Source organism: Streptomyces venezuelae, from assembly GCF_008642275.1.
Taxonomy (GTDB): domain Bacteria; phylum Actinomycetota; class Actinomycetes; order Streptomycetales; family Streptomycetaceae; genus Streptomyces; species Streptomyces venezuelae_E.
On sequence record NZ_CP029189.1, the window covers coordinates 7,687,462 to 7,703,852 of the forward strand.

General features: G+C 72.4%; 12 protein-coding genes. 6 read left to right on the top strand and 6 right to left on the bottom strand.

Annotation, left to right across the window (positions count from 1 at the left end):
• Positions 1 to 12 precede the first annotated feature (12 nt).
• A complete protein-coding gene (locus tag DEJ51_RS34075) occupies positions 13 to 1,200 on the bottom strand; it encodes an FAD-dependent monooxygenase (RefSeq protein WP_190621040.1) in 1,188 nt (395 codons plus the stop codon).
• Complete coding sequence (locus DEJ51_RS34810) at positions 1,197 to 4,211, bottom strand: LodA/GoxA family CTQ-dependent oxidase (RefSeq protein ID WP_190620844.1); 3,015 nt, start codon at positions 4,209 to 4,211, stop codon at positions 1,197 to 1,199. The genes DEJ51_RS34075 and DEJ51_RS34810 overlap by 4 nt, the downstream gene beginning before the upstream one ends.
• 384 nt (positions 4,212 to 4,595) lie before the next feature.
• On the opposite strand from DEJ51_RS34810, the gene gdhA reads away from it, so the two are divergent.
• Both gdhA and DEJ51_RS34085 read left to right on the top strand, forming a co-directional pair.
• Complete coding sequence (gdhA, locus tag DEJ51_RS34080; protein ID WP_190620845.1) at positions 4,596 to 5,999, top strand: NADP-specific glutamate dehydrogenase; 1,404 nt, start codon at positions 4,596 to 4,598, stop codon at positions 5,997 to 5,999.
• 305 nt (positions 6,000 to 6,304) lie between these two features.
• Positions 6,305 to 6,682 carry a hypothetical protein gene (locus DEJ51_RS34085; protein WP_150261512.1) on the top strand — a complete coding sequence of 126 codons (378 nt, stop codon included), beginning with the start codon at positions 6,305 to 6,307 and terminating at the stop codon, positions 6,680 to 6,682.
• Between the two features lie 77 nt (positions 6,683 to 6,759).
• Here DEJ51_RS34085 and DEJ51_RS34090 read toward each other — a convergent pair whose 3' ends face one another.
• Positions 6,760 to 7,248: a DUF1772 domain-containing protein gene (locus tag DEJ51_RS34090; RefSeq protein ID WP_150261514.1), complete on the bottom strand. Its 489-nt coding sequence runs from the start codon at positions 7,246 to 7,248 to the stop codon at positions 6,760 to 6,762.
• A 377-nt stretch (positions 7,249 to 7,625) separates the two neighbouring features.
• Positions 7,626 to 7,907 (bottom strand): hypothetical protein, encoded by a 282-nt coding sequence (locus tag DEJ51_RS34095; RefSeq protein WP_150261516.1) that lies wholly within the window; start codon positions 7,905 to 7,907, stop codon positions 7,626 to 7,628.
• A gap of 284 nt (positions 7,908 to 8,191) precedes the next feature.
• On the opposite strand from DEJ51_RS34095, the gene DEJ51_RS34100 reads away from it, so the two are divergent.
• From DEJ51_RS34100 to DEJ51_RS34110, 3 genes are all read left to right on the top strand, one after another.
• Positions 8,192 to 9,976 carry a BCCT family transporter gene (locus DEJ51_RS34100; RefSeq protein WP_411757372.1) on the top strand — a complete coding sequence of 595 codons (1,785 nt, stop codon included), beginning with the start codon at positions 8,192 to 8,194 and terminating at the stop codon, positions 9,974 to 9,976.
• A gap of 292 nt (positions 9,977 to 10,268) precedes the next feature.
• The gene (locus DEJ51_RS34105) at positions 10,269 to 11,687 is read left to right on the top strand and encodes a tyrosinase family protein (protein ID WP_150261518.1); all 1,419 of its coding nucleotides are present in this window, start codon (positions 10,269 to 10,271) and stop codon (positions 11,685 to 11,687) included.
• Entirely contained in the window at positions 11,687 to 12,502 is an 816-nt protein-coding gene (locus DEJ51_RS34110; protein WP_150261520.1) for a DUF2182 domain-containing protein, read from the top strand. The genes DEJ51_RS34105 and DEJ51_RS34110 overlap by 1 nt, the downstream gene beginning before the upstream one ends.
• Before the next feature lie 77 nt (positions 12,503 to 12,579).
• Here the strand turns inward: DEJ51_RS34110 and DEJ51_RS34115 are convergent, their stop codons facing one another.
• On the bottom strand, positions 12,580 to 12,792 hold the full coding sequence (locus DEJ51_RS34115) for a hypothetical protein (protein WP_150261522.1): 213 nt from the start codon (positions 12,790 to 12,792) through the stop codon (positions 12,580 to 12,582).
• Between the two features lie 137 nt (positions 12,793 to 12,929).
• Between DEJ51_RS34115 and DEJ51_RS34120 the strand changes: the two genes are divergently transcribed.
• Positions 12,930 to 15,674 (top strand): NACHT domain-containing protein, encoded by a 2,745-nt coding sequence (locus tag DEJ51_RS34120; protein WP_190620847.1) that lies wholly within the window; start codon positions 12,930 to 12,932, stop codon positions 15,672 to 15,674.
• Positions 15,675 to 15,858: 184 nt separating this feature from the next.
• Here the strand turns inward: DEJ51_RS34120 and DEJ51_RS34125 are convergent, their stop codons facing one another.
• Positions 15,859 to 16,098, bottom strand: coding sequence for a chaplin (locus DEJ51_RS34125; protein WP_150261526.1), 240 nt, complete (start codon positions 16,096 to 16,098; stop codon positions 15,859 to 15,861).
• Positions 16,099 to 16,391: the final 293 nt, after the last annotated feature.

Consider the following 16,391-nt stretch of genomic DNA (forward strand, 5'->3'; position numbering starts at 1 on the left):
AACGGGCGAAAGTCACGCCGGACCCCTCACCGGATCGGCTCCCGCCGCCCTCCGGTTCGGTACGGCCCCGTTCCGGCGGCGCCAGAAGGGGTACGCCGGCCACCGTCGCTCCTCGGCGTAGGACCGGGCGTGATGGCGGTGGTAGGCGTCCGCGACACCGTCCAGGAACGAGACGTAGGACGCGAGGGCGCCGCTGTCGCCGGCCAGGCACCGGTCGACGGCCCGGCCGGCCCGGGCCCCGGTGTGCAGGGCCGTGAGGATGCCCTGGGAGGACAGGGGGTCGAAGGCGATCGCGGAGTCCCCGGCGGCGACCCATCCGGGCCCGGCCGGCGGGCACAGCCGCAGCCCGTGGGCGGCCGTCCAGCGCGGTGCCGGGGACGCGGCCGGGTCGTAGCCGCTCAGGCGCTCCCCTACGTGCCGGGTACACGAGGCCGCGCGGCGGAACCCCTCCGCGGTGCGCAGCCGGGCAGCGGCGAGATCGGCGTCGGTGAGATGGGCGACGACCCGCCCGGCGGGGACCCTGGCCGTGTACCACCAGCCCTCGGGCACCGCCTCGACGAGGGTACGCAGTTCCGGGTCCCCGGGGTAACCGCCCGCCCCGGCCCCGCCGAGCCGTACGAACGCGGCCACGAGCCGGTCCTGGCGGCGCCGCCGGGCCAGACGGCGCCCGATGAGGGCGCGTCGGCCGGTGGCGTCCACGACCCAGCCGGCCCGCAGCTCCCGCACGGTGCCGCTCCGCTCCCGCACCAGCAGGTGCTGCTCCCCGGCCGAGCGGCGGTGGCCGACGACGACGGCCCGCCGGATCAGCGCGCCCGCCGCCATCGCGGCCTCGCGCAGGAAGGCGTCGAACCGGTCGCGGTCGAGGTGCCAGCCGTGGCCGTGCGGGTCGAGCAGGTGGCTGTGGCCGTGCAACCGCGCCGATCCCCAGGACGCGTAGGTACCGGGACACCTCAGGTGCCCGTCGGCGGCGAAGGCGGCCCAGAGCCCCAGATCGTCCAGCAGCGGCCGGGCCGCGGGCGGCAGGGTCTCCCCGATCGTGAACGAGCCGGCGGGCGCACCCGGCGGACGCCCGTCCACCAGCAGGACGTGCCGGCCGGCCCGGGCCAGTACCAGTGCGGCGACGGCCCCCGCCGGGCCGCCCCCGGCCACGACGGCCTCGAAACGCTCCGCGCGGGGAACCGGGCGGGACCGCCCGGTCACGGCATCTCCGGGAAGCGGGCGACCTTCTCGAAGTACCCCGCCAGCACCTCCTCGTCGGGCCGGTCGGCGGCGGCGATCGCGGCGGCCACCGCCTCCTCCCGCACCGCGGGGTCGGCGGCCTCGGGCACGTGCAGGCACACCAGGTTCCGCAGCGGCGGCGGAGCCTTCTCGGGATGGAAGCCCACCTCGGACTCCACCAGCATGGTCGCGGGGAGACTCACCGCGCCACCGGAGCCGGGTCCCTCCCGCCGTGCGACGATGCCGAGCTTGCCGAAGTCCTTGACCATGGCGTTCATCTGGGCGATGCGGTCGGAGGGCAGCCATCGGTCCCACACCGCCCTGTCCTCGAAGGCGGTGCGGCGGTCCTCCGGGCCGGCGGCCGGGTCGACGGCGGTCCGGTAGTTCTCCTCCGTCAGCACGTGGTTGGGCACCCGCGCCGGCCAGAAGGTGGGCAGGTACGGGTCGTACCGCGGCCCGAAACCCAGGTAGTAGCCGGAGCGGCAGCGGGCGGTGTCGGTCTGCCAGGGCACCGCCATCCAGCGGGTCAGACCCCCCGGCACCTGGCCGTACAGCGGACCGTCGACGGCGAGAGCGGTCTGCGGGGTGAGCGTGGACCCGTAACCGGGTTCGGGCCGGGCGGGGTCCCGGTGGCGCACCCGGAAGGGCGCGGAGTACAGGGAGGCGTGACGCATCGGCCAGGTGAGCTCACAGCCGGGGTGGAAGGCGTCGGCCAGGCAGTACGACAGGGCGGCCCGGTCGAGGGCCGCCGGGCGCTCCGCGAGCGGCAGGCCGTCGAGCGCCATGGGCGCCGCGGGCGGCGCGGCAGGATCGTAGTCGGCGTCGAAGTCCCCGGCGGCCCACCGGGCCAGCATGTCGTACTGCAACGGGGACAGCGCCAGGTGCTGACGCGCGGAGACCGGCCGCACGCTCATCGAGTCGCCGTAGATCGGCGGCCAGGGCACGGGGGAGAGCCCGTCGCGCTCGGGATCGCGCATCATCGCCCAGATCTGCCGGCGCAGTTCGTCGCGCCGGGTGCCGTGGCCGGCCAGCTCCGCCAGCCGCCCGGGGTCCAGGAAGTGCTCGCGCCCTCCGTGGCCGAACAGGGCCGCGATGCCGCGGTTGACCCACTGCAGATCGCAGAGCCGCCGCAGCACCGGCAGCACGTCGTGGGTGAACGAGACCCGGGCCACAGGCGCCAGCATGCCCGCAGCCACGAACGTGTCGCGCATCAGGTCGTACATCGTGCGCACCGACTGCAGCTCCGGTGCGAAGTTCGGGGGAGCGACCACCACCCATGCCGGATCGACCGGGATGCTCCGGCCGTCGACACGGACCTGCGCGGTGACCGGGCCGTCGCAGGTGTCGTCGTGCCAGCCGTCGTTGTTGGCGAAGTGCGTCGCCTCGGCGGCGGGGTACGAGGCGGACACCCCGCGCCCGCCGAGGAAGAGCAGGCGGCCGGCGCCGTCGGTGCGCAGCTCGCCCAGGTAGACGGGATGCCCGAGGAACGTCCCCGTGTCGAACGCGTACTCGGGCTTCCCCGCGCGGTCGCGTCCCCGGACCGAGCGGGGCCCGGGTCTGATGGCCAGCCGGTCCCGTTCCCCGGCGGGCACCGTGGCGAGGTTGCGCAGCGTGGTCGCGGGCGCCTGGGCCGCCTCGGGGATGTCCAGGGCGAGCTGGAACTGGTACCAGGCGGCCTTCTTGTTGGCCACCTCCACGGTCCAGCGCAGGTCGGCGTTGTCCGCCGTCAGCTCGGCCACCGCCTCACCGGCGGCGTTGTAGCCGTACACGCGGAACCGGACGGCCTGCCGCTTGAGCGCGCCCGTCGCGTCCTTGTACGTGCCGGTGGCCGGCGGGGGAGCCCCGTCGACCTCCGGGGCGAGGAAGAACTCCTCCGCGCTGTCGCCGACCCGGGCCACCCCGATCGCCGGGTGCACCGCGGCCCGCACGATCCGGGTGTCGCGTCCGTGTGGTGCGGTGGCCGCTGGCCGCGCGGGCCCGGGTTCCGCCGCGGGAATGCCGTTGGTGTCGCGCCGCAGGGCCGCCGACGCGTGGTAGACGACCTTGCGGGCCTCGGCCATGCTGCCGACGGGCTGGTGCTCGGACAGGCTGTGCCAGGGGTTGAAGGCGAGGTTGTCGCCGTACTCCTCCTGCCCGCGGGCGGCCGTGTCCTGCTGGTGCAGGGTCAGCCGCGCCACCTTCACGGGCGCGCTCTCGCCCTCGTCCCAGCGCACGGTGGCCCGGTCCAGCGGCATCCGGTCCGGGTCCGTGCGGAACTGCAGCAGCAGGTCGAAGACGGCCGGGCCGGCGGCCAGGCGGTGGCGCAGGTCCCCGCGCAAGAAGGAGGGGTCCTCGTCCGGTGGCACCGCCAGCGGGTCCCCGTCCGCGCAGCCGACCGGGGCGAGCTTGTACTTCACGTGCCGGTCCGGCCCGAAGGAGTACGGAAGCACGCCCCAGTACGTCGAGGTCAGCGTGCTCTCGACGGGCTTGCGCATGTCGGCGAGGATCTGCCGGGTGAGGGGGTGCCGCTGCTGGTACGCCGCCTGGTCCAGCTGGAACTCGCACATGTCCCGGGCCGTGTCGACGAAGAAGACGTCGTGGTTCTGGAGTACGAGATCCTGCGTGTCGGCCCGGGTGTCGTCCTGAAGCAGCTTCGGCCCGGGCACCCCGAACAGTTTGATGCCCCATCCGACGGTCCTGCGCAGATCCGGGCGCTCCGGCTGGGTGTCGCTGGAGATGCGCACCCAGGCGGTCAGGCCGCCCTGTTCCGCCGCGGCGTGAAGGAAGCCGATGCGGAGCTCGGGGGGCAGATCCGGGGCGACCGTCAGTACGCCACGGGCCGCCCCGTGGAACTTGACGAAGACCGGGCGCAGGAGGGGAGCCTGCCCCTGGGCGAGGCGGTCACCCATCCGCTCGCCCACGAACTCGGCCATGATCCCGGCGATCGGCTCGTTCACGCAGTCGCGCGGGGGCGGCTGCGCGGGGCTGTCGGACACCTCGGGGCTCTCCGCCACGGCTCTGCTCCTGCCTGTCGAAGGCCGGACGGGGCCGGCCGCGTGCTGACGCTCATGGCGGCAACCAGCCTGCCCTACCTCACGCAAGATAAGGGGTATCCCACGCATTCGGGGCGTATCGACGCGGCGGCATTCTGCCCGCGGGGCCCGCCGGGCCTGACACGCCTGGCCGGGGGCCACCCGCAGGGCGGGGTGTGCCGGAAAGGGCGAAACGCACCGGACGACGCGGGCGTTTTTGTCCGCAGAGCAGAAGCCTTTCCCGGACCAGCGCCGTGCGAGGTAGCCTCCGCAAGAGGGGCGCGCTCCGGAATTGATTTTCCGAAACCGGCTGTTCGGGGCGTGCCGCACTCGAATCCAACCGGTATTCGCGGACCCGCGGACACCATGGACCTGCCGTCGACTGCACAACGAGCACTCCCTGGAGGGACACACGTGAAGGACTCGAAGGACAGGCTGGAAGCACTGCGGGCCGAGATCGAGCGCCGCAATCCGGCACAGCCCGAGTTCCACCAGGCGGTACGGGAGGTCCTCGAGACGCTGGCCCCCGTCTTCACCGCCCGGCCCGAGTACGCCGACCCGGCGGTGGCCCTGGTGGAGCGCCTCACCGAGCCCGAACGGCAGATCGTCTTCCGTGTCCCGTGGCAGGACGACCGGGGCCGGGTGCAGGTCAACCGCGGCTACCGCGTCGAGTTCAACAGCGCGCTCGGCCCGTACAAGGGGGGCCTGCGCTTCCACCCGTCGGTGGACATCGGCGTGGTGAAGTTCCTCGGCTTCGAGCAGATCTTCAAGAACGCCCTGACCGGCCTCGGAATCGGCGGCGGCAAGGGCGGCAGCGACTTCGACCCGCACGGCAAGTCCGACGCCGAGGTCATGCGGTTCTGCCAGTCCTTCATGACCGAACTGCACCGGCACATCGGAGAGCACACCGACGTACCCGCCGGGGACATCGGCGTCGGCGGCCGCGAGATCGGCTACCTCTTCGGCCAGTACCGGCGCATCACCAACCGCTGGGAGGCCGGCGTCCTGACCGGCAAGGGGCAGGGCTGGGGCGGCTCCGCGATCCGGCCGCAGGCGACCGGCTACGGAAGCGTGCTCTTCGCCGCCGAGATGCTGAAGGTCCGTGGCGAGTCGCTGGACGGGCTGACCGCGGTGGTCTCCGGCTCGGGCAACGTCGCGCTGTACACGGTCGAGAAGCTCCAGCAGCTCGGCGCGAACCCGCTGACCTGCTCGGACTCCCAGGGCTACGTCGTCGACGACAAGGGCATCGACCTCGCGCTCCTCAAGCAGGTCAAGGAGGTCGAGCGCGGGCGCGTGAGCGAGTACGCGGCACGGCGCGGATCCTCGGCCCGGTTCGTGCCCGGCGGGCGGGTCTGGGAAGTCCCCGCGGACGTGGCCTTCCCCTCCGCGACGCAGAACGAACTCGACGCGCAGGACGCGCGCACGCTCGTCGCGAACGGCGTCAAGGCGGTCTCCGAAGGCGCCAACATGCCGACCACTCCCGAGGCCGTACGGATCCTGCAGGAGGCCGGGGTCGCGTTCGGGCCCGGCAAGGCCGCCAACGCGGGCGGCGTGGCGGTCAGCGCCCTGGAGATGAGCCAGAACGCCGCCCGGGTGGCGTGGAGCGCGCAGCAGGTGGAGGACGAGCTGGCCGCCATCATGCGCTCGATCCACGCCGTCGCGCACGAGACCGCGGAACGGTACGGAGCCCCGGGCGACTACGTCACCGGCGCGAACATCGCCGGCTTCGAGCGGGTCGCGGACGCGATGCTGGCGCAGGGCGTCATCTGAGCCGACAGCGCAGTCGGGCTGTCCTCGAACCCGCCGCGGCGAGGGGCCGGCAGGGGCCGGCCCTCCGAGCGCGACACGCTGCTGCCGGTGCCCCGGGCGGAGACCGTGCTGTCCCGCCCGGGGCAGCCGGGTGGAGGCCCGGGAGGAAGCCGCTCCCCTCGCCGGGGCGGGTGTCAGGACGCTGAGAGAGGCAAGCCGGGTGCCCGATGGGGGTGGGCAGCCCGGGTCCGCAGTGGGACCGTAGGCCGGTGAAGCAGCATGTTCCGACTAACCCTTGCCCGTACGGCTATCTGAGGGAGTGCGGCATGGGACTGGTCCTGTTCCCGGGAGACGGAGACACGAGCAGTCCGGACGTGGACTGGTCGTACAGCGGCTTCGCCGCGTTTCGGCGGCAGTTGGCGCGAGCCGAGGGATTCGACCTCGACCGGATGTGGGGCTTCGGCGGCGAGCGCCCCTGGAGCGAGGTCACCACCTCGCTCGAACCGTTCCTCGATCGCCCCGATGACGGCGGAGGCGAGCTGTCAGCCAGCGAGTGCGCTGCGCTCCTGCCCCGTTTCGAGGAGATCGTCGACCACTGGCAGACCGAGGCCGACATCCCTTGGATACACATCGACGCGGCCCGGCGACTGGTGGTCGTCCTGCGGCTCTGTATCGCGAAGGACGTCGAACTCGTCTTCCTCTGATGCCGGCCCGGGCAGTTCGCCCGCAGGGCATGCCGCGCAGCCCTCGCCGCCCACCAGGCCCACGGGCGTGCCGGGAGTCAGTGGAGGGTGAGGGCGTAGGAGAGGAGGGCGAGGGAGAGGGTGGTGAGGAGGGTGCGCCAGGTGTTGGCCTTGTTCCAGGGGGCTTCGTAGCTGGTGCGGGTGGTGGTGGGGTCTGCCAGGCGCTCGGCCGGTCCGGCCTGTTCGAGGGCGTTGTTGAGGGGGATGTTGATCCGAGCGGTGATGATCATGCTCGCGACGTAGGCGGCGAGTGCGGCGGCGAGCGGGAGGAAGCTGTCGCGGGTGTCGGAGCCGGTGGCGTGGAGCACGAGGGTGGCCGTGGTGAGGACGGGCGCGCCGAGGTAGGCGAGTATGAACCAGCCGTTGAGGATGGCCTTGTTGATGTTCTGCATGGTTTCGACGAGGGTTCTGTCGCTGCCGCGGGCGAGGCCGGGCATGACGGCGATGCTGAAGGCGTAGAAGAGGCCGCTGATCAGTCCGGTGCTGATGGTCGCGGCGACCAGGGTTGCGGTCCGTGCGGTTTCCACGTGGGTTCCTCTCTGGTGTTCCGGCAGGCGCCGGGTCGTGCCAGGGGTGGTGCCAGTGCTGCCGTGCGGTGCGGTGCGGGGTCGGCAGGTCGTGCCGTGCCGGTGTTCGCCGGGGGCTCTGCCGGACCGGGCGGTGCTGTGGTGCCGGGTCCGGCGGCCGGTGCTGTGCGATGTGCCGGTCGGTTCCGCCGATCATAGGGCGCGGTGGTGCGTGGGGCCCGTGGTGTGACGGGGTTGCGTCTTCCGGCGGTTGTTCTGTGGGGAGTTGTCGTGTCGGCTGCTCGCGGGGGTGTTGCGGGGCCAGGGGGTGCCGGCCGTGGGGCCGGCCCCGCGGCACGCGGCGCGGCCCGGCGCCGCAGGCCCTCCGGCGTGATCGGTTACGGCGCCGGTACTCCGGCCAGTTCGTCACGGATCTCGTTGCGGTGTCTCTCGTAGGCGAGTCGCGCGTCGTCGTTCGGCAGCGGCGGGGTGGCCAGGCCGCAGGCACAGGTCACCACCGTGAGATCGGACAGAGCGTGCGGAGTCTGCCCCTCGGGCCCCGTCCGGGCCGCCGCCACCGGCTTCTCGTACCGGAGTCTGTGCGGGTAGCGGGATGGGCGGACAGCGGCCGGTGCCATGTCGGTGCCAGTGTCGTCGAGGGTGAAGCGGTGCTCGCTCATGGGTCCAGTGTCGTCTGTCGGACACGCGTAGCCCGTGCCCGCGCGGCGGAACGCGACGCGAGTGTCACCGAGCTGGCCGTGGGCCGGTGCCGACCCTCCGCCGGGTCCTTCGGGCGCGCACTCCCGAGCCGTGTCCGCAGCCGACGGCCGGCACCAAGGGCTCTCCGAGCGGTCCGTGTGGCCCAACCTCATACAGAGGCACCCATCGTGGCCTGTTGATGCCGGGACAGGTGTGCGCGAGGTGGTAGGGGATAGCAGAAGCCATCAGGCCATGATCGTGAAAGGTGCCGCCTGTGTCTCAGGAGCAACGCAAACGGGGGCAAAGACTGCGGCTGCCCGTGAAGGCGGCCCTGCCCGGCCGCCACCCCCACGAGGACGAGGCGCCCGTCACCGACCGGGTGGTCTTCGGCGTGACAGCAGTACTGACCTTGGGCTTCGTCATCTGGGGCGTCACGGCCACCGGCTCGCTGGAGAGCGTCTCCGACATCCTGCTGAACGGCCTGATGCACAACGCCGGATGGGCCTTCGTCCTGGCCGCCTCGGGCTTCGTCGTCTTCGCGCTCTGGCTGGCCATCAGCCGGTACGGTCGGATCGAGCTGGGCCAGGAGCACGAGAAGCCGGAGTTCAGCACCGTCTCCTGGGTCGCCATGATGTTCAGCGCCGGCATGGGAATCGGCCTGATGTTCTACGGCGTCAGCGAACCCCTCGCGCACTACACCACCCCGCCCCCGGGCACCGACCCCGCCGACTCGGCGGACCGGATGCAGACGGCGCTCGCCACCACCCTCTTCCACTGGACGCTGCACCCGTGGGCCATCTACGCGGTGGTCGGTCTGGCCATCGCGTACAGCACGTTCCGGCGCCGCCGACGGCAGACGATCAGCGCGGTCTTCGTCCCGCTCCTGGGGGAGAAGCGCGCCGAGGGTGCACCCGGCCGCGTGATCGACATCCTCGCGATCTTCGCCACGCTCTTCGGCTCCGCCACGTCCCTGGGGCTCGGCGCGCTCCAGATCGGCAGCGGCATGCACGAGGTGGGGTGGCTGGACAGGGCCGGGACGGGGCTGCTCGTCGCCGTCATCAGCGTCCTGACCGTCTGCTTCGTCTTCTCCGCCGTCTCCGGAGTGGACAAGGGCATCCAGTGGCTGTCCAACATCAACATGGTGCTGGCCGTCGTCCTCGCGGTCTTCGTGTTCGTCGTCGGCCCCACCATCCTGGTCCTCGACCTGATCCCCACCTCCCTCGCCGCGTACTTCGAGGAACTGCCCCAGCTGATCGGCCGCACCGAAGCCTCCACCGGCGGCGGTGACGTCGCCGACTGGCTGAGCAGCTGGACGGTCTTCTACTGGGCCTGGTGGATCTCCTGGACCCCGTTCGTCGGCATGTTCATCGCCCGCATCAGCCGGGGCCGTACGATCCGTCAGTTCGTCGGTGGCGTCATCCTGGTGCCCAGCACCGTGAGCCTCGTCTGGTTCGCCATCTTCGGCGGCACCGCCATGCGCCTGAAGGAGCAGGGCGAGCTCGCAGGCGCGACCACCCCGGAGGCGCAGCTCTTCGGCGTGCTCCAGGAGTTCCCGATCGCCGGTGTGATGAGCCTGCTCGTGATGGTCCTCGTCGGCATCTTCTTCGTCTCGGGCGCCGACGCGGCCTCGATCGTGATGGGCACCCTGTCCCAGCGGGGCACCTTCGAACCCGCCCGGCTCGTCGTCGTCTTCTGGGGTGTGGTGACCGGTGGTGTCGCGGCCGTGATGCTGCTCGTCGGTGAGGGCAAGGGCGATGCCCTCGCGGGCCTCCAACACCTGACGATCCTGGTCGCGGCCCCGTTCGTGCTGGTGATGATCGGCATGTGCTGGGCCCTCCTGCGGGACCTCCGCCAGGACCCGATGATCGTCCGCGGCGAACTCGCCGAGGAGGCGGTGGAGGAGGCCGTCATCGCGGGCCACGAGAAGTACGCGGGCGGGTTCGAGATCCGGATCGGCCCGGCGCAGGACGAGACGCCCGCCGGCGAGGCGAACGACGACCGTGACCGCAAAGCCCCGGGAGCCCCAGGAGCCCCGCCGCCGGCTTCCTGAAGGCCGCGCGCACGCCTGCGCCCGCACCGGGGTCCCGCCCTCGCTCCGCCGGCCGTTCAGGTTCACCCCACCCCCCGAAGGGCGATTCGGCCGGGGCGTCAGCGCGTCAGGGCGCCGGTGCGAGGGGGAAGAGACGTCCCCCTCTGGCCCTGCCGTCCGCGCGCCGCACCCGGCCAAGCATGTCGTTTCGGTAATTTTCTCCCGATTCCGGCTCGCGATCCTGCTCGCCGGGCAACGGGCGGCAGGGCGATGCGGGCGACCGGACCATGGCGGGTGACGGAAGGCGGACGCGATGGCGGTGCTGCACGTGCGCAGGAACGTGTGGACTCTCCCGGACGGTGATCAGACGCTCGCACACTACGCCGCGGCCGTCGCCGAGATGAAGGGCCGGGACCCGGAGGACCCCACGAGCTGGTTCTACCAGTCCGCCATGCACAAGACGACCGTGACGCCACCGAAGCCGCTGTGGAACGGCTGCCAGCACGGGTCCTGGTTCTTCCTCCCGTGGCACCGCATGTACCTCTACTTCTTCGAGCGGATCGTCCGGGCGACGGTCGTGGACCTGGGCGGCCCGGCCGACTGGGCCCTGCCGTACTGGGGCTACGACGCCGGCGGAACGCAAGCCCGCATTCCGCCCGCCTTTCGCGAAGCGCAGGGAGGCGCCAACCCGCTCTTCGCCCAGCGGGGCAACAAGGTGAATCTGGGTCAGGCCCTGCCCTTCCAGATCACCTCTCCGGCATCGGCGCTGGCACGTCCGCAGTTCGTCGGGGAGGCGGAGTTCGGCGGTGGCATCACGCCGGACGGCGACTTCATCTGGAACAGACACGGACAGATCGAGCTCACACCGCACGGCGCCGTGCACAACCACCTCGGCGGCCTCATGAAGAACCCCCGCACGGCCGCGCAGGATCCCGTGTTCTGGCTCCACCACGCCAACATCGACCGCCTCTGGTTCGAATGGTCGAGCCGCCCCGGGCACAGCAACCCGACCGCGGACCCGCGCTGGGCGGACCAGGAGTACCTGTTCTTCGACGCCGACGGGACCGAGCAACCCCTGACCGGGGCCGGCATCGAGGACATCGCCGGCCGGCTCGGGTACACGTACGAGTCGAACGTGGCGATCACCGGCGCCACGCCGACCCCACCCCTGCCCCCGCCCCCGCCCCCGGTACCCGAGATGTCGATGGACAACCCGAACCCCTCCGGTCCGGCCCGGCCCGGGCGCAGGGAACTGATCGGCGCGTCACGGCATCCCGTACGCCTCGTCGGCCGCGCCGCGAGCGTCGGAGTACCCATCGACGAACGGACGATGCGGTCGCTCGGCACCGGCCTCGGCACCATGGCAGCCCAGGCCCGGGGCAGGGTGTACCTCAGCGTCGAGGACATCGAGGGCGACGAGAGCCCCGACACCGTGTACGGCATCTACGTCAACCTCCCCGAGGGCGCCTCGGACGAACTGGCGGAGAGTCACCGAGTCGGCAACCTGCCGTTCTTCGGCATCGAACTGGCACAGGATCCACGCGGCGACGAACACCCGCACGGTCTGCGGGTGACCGTGGAGATCACCCCACTGGTGCGCAGGCTGGAGGCGGAGAACGCCTGGGACGACCGTGAGGTGCGCGTGACCTTCCTTCCGCTCGGCTTCACCGAGCCGGAGGGAGAGGACGACCCGCCCGTGCAGATCGGACGCGTCAGCCTCGGCTACACCTGATGACGCAGGCGGGCACGGAACGGGCGGGCTCTGCGCGGACGATGCGTGTGCGGCGGTTGCTGCGCGTCCGGGTCTCCCTCGGCTTCGAGCTGGTGGCCGTGGCCTCCTGGATCGTGCTGATCGCCCTCGTCATGGCCGGGGGACCGCACGGTCACGGCGGCGCCGCCCACACCCACGGAACGGGCGGCGCCGCCGGACCAGGAGGCCCGGCCCCGGCCGGCCCCGCGGCGTCCGGCTCACTGGACCTGGCGATGTGGACCTTGATGAGCGTCGCGATGATGCTGCCCGCGGCGGTCCCCGTGCTGGAGCACGTGGGCACGAACAGTCTGCGCCGGCGACGGCAGCGCGCGATGGCGACCTTCGCCGCCGTCTTCCTGGCCGTCTGGATCGGATACGGCGCACTGCTGCTGTGGATCGCACCGCTGTGGGCGCGGTTGCCCGGCGAGGCCGTACTCGCCTCGACGCTGGCGCTCGCGGCCGGGTGGCAGCTGACCGTCCACAAACGGCGAGCGCTGCGGGACTGCCACCGCTCTTCGCCGCTGCCACCGAGCGGCTGGCCCGCGGTGGCGGGAGCCGGCCGCTTCGGGCTGCGCCACGGCGGAGCCTGTTTGCGTTCGTGCTGGGCGCTGATGCTCGTGATGGCCGTGGCGAACGGGTCCGGTGGGGGGAGCGGGATGCTCGGCTGGATGGTGCTGCTCACCGGGATCGTCACCACCGAGAAGCTCGCCCGTAAGCCGCGCCGCCCCACGCACCTCGCGGCCGCGGTACTGGCCGCGGCCGCGGTGGCCGTCGCCCTCGCCCACGGGCTCGCCTGAAGCGCGCCCGCCGTACGACGGCGTGGCCATCCGGCCGGGCCCACGACCCGGACGACGGAGCGCACCGCGCCGGCGCCCTACGGCAGCGCATGGACCAGCAGCGCGATGAGCGCGGCGAGCACCGTGAGCGTGCCACCGAAGGCCACTCCGGCACGGAGCAGGGAAGCCGGCAGGGAGGAGCCGTCCCAGCGGGCGAGCAGGGCGGCGGTGACGGCCGTCAGCAGAGCGAGCAGAAGAGCGACGAGCAGGAGAAGGATCAGGAACACCAGGTGCGTGGACGAACCGGTCATGGGGCGTGCCCTTCCGAGAAGGTGGGTGACGGAAGGAAAGATGGCCGAAGTGCCGTTCAGCGCGGTTCGGGTGAACCAAGATGAACGCATCCGTACGAGAGGGACGGGACGGCGCCGTCCGTGAAGGGGGTCGCCAGGTGGAGGAGGACCAAGGTCCGCCGGACCCCCTGGCCGAGCTGAAAGCACGGCTGGAGCACCTGCGGGTGAAGAGCAGGCTGACGAGGACGACGCAGCTACCGATACGGGCGGGGCTGGGGCGTACCACGGTCAGCCAGGCGCTGAACGGGCGGACCGTGCCCACCGCAGAAACCGTGATGGCGCTCGCGACAGCCCTCGGGACCGACGCGGAGCCGCTGCTGAAGCTGCAGAAGCAGGCGATGCGGCGCGCTTCACAGGCCGGCGCGGCCGACGGTACGAAGGGCAGGCCGCCGGGAGCGGACGCGCCGGACGCAGCCGGCGCACGGTTCGAGAGCCACCACCCGCATGTTGCGGAGCAGCCGCACGGACAACTGGACGCATACCTGCGGACGGTTGAGCCGACCCTCGACGCCCAGCCCTACGCCGGCGTCGTCGACGACGGATTACCGGCCCTCAGCGCGGTGTATCTTCGCCGGCAGATCCGCTGCCTGGACGAGGAGGCGCACCCGGCGGACGCGGACCGCCCGCCGGCGGTGTCCAGTGCCACGATCGTGCCCGCGGACGACATCCTGGTCGGCACCCGGACCTGTGTGGTCATGGCCGGTCCCGGCGCGGGCAAGTCCAGCCTGCTGCGGACCTGGCTCGCCGAGGGCATCGGGCGCTGCCTGCGCGGAGAAGGCCCCGCACTGCCCGTTCCGGTACTCGTCCCGGCACAGGCGCTGATCACGAGGGGCAAGGCCCTGCACGGCGGCAGCCTGCCCGACGCCTTGACCCGGGCGGTGGCCCGCGAGTACGAGCGGGAGCTGCCCGGCCTCTTCGCCACGCCGCCCCGGGACGGTGTGCCCTGGCTCGTCCTGGTCGACGGCCTCGACGAGATCCCCCGCGCCGAAACCCGCCAGAGCCTGCTGCGCCACCTCGCCGTGCACGCCCACGGACCCGGTGCGGACCTCTACCGCTTCGTCGTGGCCACCCGTCCGCTGCCCCGGGGCGAACTGGACCGGCTCGGAGCCCACGTTCCCCGGTTCGACCTGCTGCCCTTCCAGCGCGAGGAGCTGGCGAAGGTCGCCCACAGCTGGTTCACGGCGCTGCCTGAGATCGTCCCCGATCCGGCCGAACTCACGAAGCGCTTCATCACCGAACTGGCCGCCAGGGAGCAGCTGACCGAGCTGGCCCGCACCCCCCTGATCGCCGGGCTGCTGTGCCAGCTCTACGCCCACCGCCGGGAAATGCCCCGCGCCCGGGGCGGGATCTACGACGAGTACGCGGCCCTGCTGATCCTGCAGCAGCAGCGACGAGCACAGGACGCGTCCGGCGTCCCGGACGTCGGGGAAGTCGCCCTCGACATCGCCGGACACCTCGCGGCCCGCCGCCTGGCCCCCCGGGACGAACAGGACGCGGACGCGCCGCTGACCGACCTGCTGCGCTCCTGGCCCGGTGCATGGCCGGAAGGCATGACGCCCAAGGAGACCGTGCTCCGCAGCGGCATGCTCACCCAGCGCGCCGGGGAGCTGGAGTTCCTCCACCAGACGTTCCTCGAATACTGCGCCGCCCGCCACGCCACCCGGACGCCGCAGATGCGCGCCGAGTCGACCACCCGCCTCTTCGAGGACCGGTGGGCCCGGCACCGGCCATGGAAGCCGGTGCCGGCGGTCACCGTGTTCGGCTGGGGTCAACGCTTCTGGACTCCGCCGGGCGAGAAGGAAGCGTCGTATACCGGCTTCCTGCTGGACAGGCTGCTCACCGAACCGGGTTCCGCCTCCCAGGTGGAGAAGAAGCTGCTGCGGCTCACCGGCAGGCGCGACCTGCTCGGCTGCCGCTTCCTGGCCGAACAGAGCCGTCTTGGAACCGGACTGCCCGAGTCCGTCACCCGGGCCGCCGCGCGGTCACTCACCCTTCTCGCCCGGATCACGGACGACGACAGGCGCCGTGCGGAGCTCAGGGCGAACCCGGACCGCATGCACCCGGAAACGGACCCCGGGCTGGCGGAGGTCTACCTCTCCAAGGCTCTGAGGAACCAGCGGGTGATCGCGGCCGAGGCCCTCGGATGGCTCGACGGCGAGTACGCGGCGGACATCCTGGCCGAACTTGCCGAGGTTCCCTGCCTGGCCACCGGCATCTGGAGAGTGCAGGCCGCGGTCAGGCTGGCGGGCGCGGACGACCCCCGCGGTCTGCCGCTGCTGCACCGACTGGCCACCGACGTCCGGGTTCATGACGAAGCGCGGGTGGATGCCGCCGGCTTCATGGTGGAGCACGGAGACGAGCACGGTGTGGAGTTGCTGCACGACCTCGCCCGCGACGGGAAGCTCCGGCCGCAGGACCGCGCTCTGGCCGTCTCCGTGCTGGCCGGGATCGGCCACGAACGAAGCGCGGACACCCTCGGCAGCCTGGCGCAGAACGCGGACACACCACCCGACGTCCGCATCCGCTCGGCCATGCTGCTGGCCGTCATCGGCGACGGACGCGGCCCCGACCTGCTCGCGCGCCTCGCCGCGGACGCCGGCCTGCCCATCAGGACACGCCTGGGCTCGGCCGGGAGCCTGGCCCACTTCGAACCGGCACGCGGCGTGGACACGCTGGTCTCTCTCGCGCACGACCGAACGCTCCGGAGCGCCTGGCGTCTGGCCGCCGTCCAGGAACTCGCGGGCCACGACCCCGAACGCGCCGCCGCTGTCGTCGCAGATCTGGGCGATGACCCCACGGTCAGCCGCCGCCACCGACGAAGGGCCGCGCGGCTCCTGCCCTGAGCCACCCCCGTTGGTTCCCGGGTTCCCGGGTTCCCGACAGACGTGCGGCGCCCGCCTCCGGGTGCGGAGGTGGGCGCCGTGGTGTGAGCGGGCGGCGTCCGGTGGCGAGACGAGTCGAGTCCGGTCGCCGGGCTCACGGGTGGCGCAGGCCGTGCCCCTCGGGGACCGGCCGGTGTGCGGTGGTTCAGGCGTTGACGCAGGTGTTGCCGAAGGCCGGGTTGAGCAGACCGACGACGTTGACGCTGTTGCCGCAGACGTTGACCGGGATGTGGACGGGCACCTGGGCCACGTTGCCGGACAGGACGCCGGGGGAGCCCACAGCGGCACCGTGCGCGCCGGCGTCGGCCGAGGCGAGGCCGGCGCCGCCGATGACGACGGTGGCTGCGGTGGCGGCGATGGCGAAGCTCTTCTTCACTGCGGACATGATGCGCTCCTCGAACATGCGGTGGGGGTGGGTACTGCCGTGACAGAACGCCGGCACCGTCCCCGGGCGCAGGTGCAGGTCCAGCGCCCGGGGACATCGCCGACTCCCCTGCAACGCACATGCCCGCCACCAGGACACGGCCCTTCCCCCAGTCGGGTGGACCGCACAGACGGAGCCGACGACCGGCGCAGCCGCTCGGCACCTGTCCGATCGGCAATGGCGGGCGATCCTGGATGCCTGGCGCCCGCCGCACCGGCCCGGTGACCGGGCCGGTCCTGCCTTGTGGGACCTGC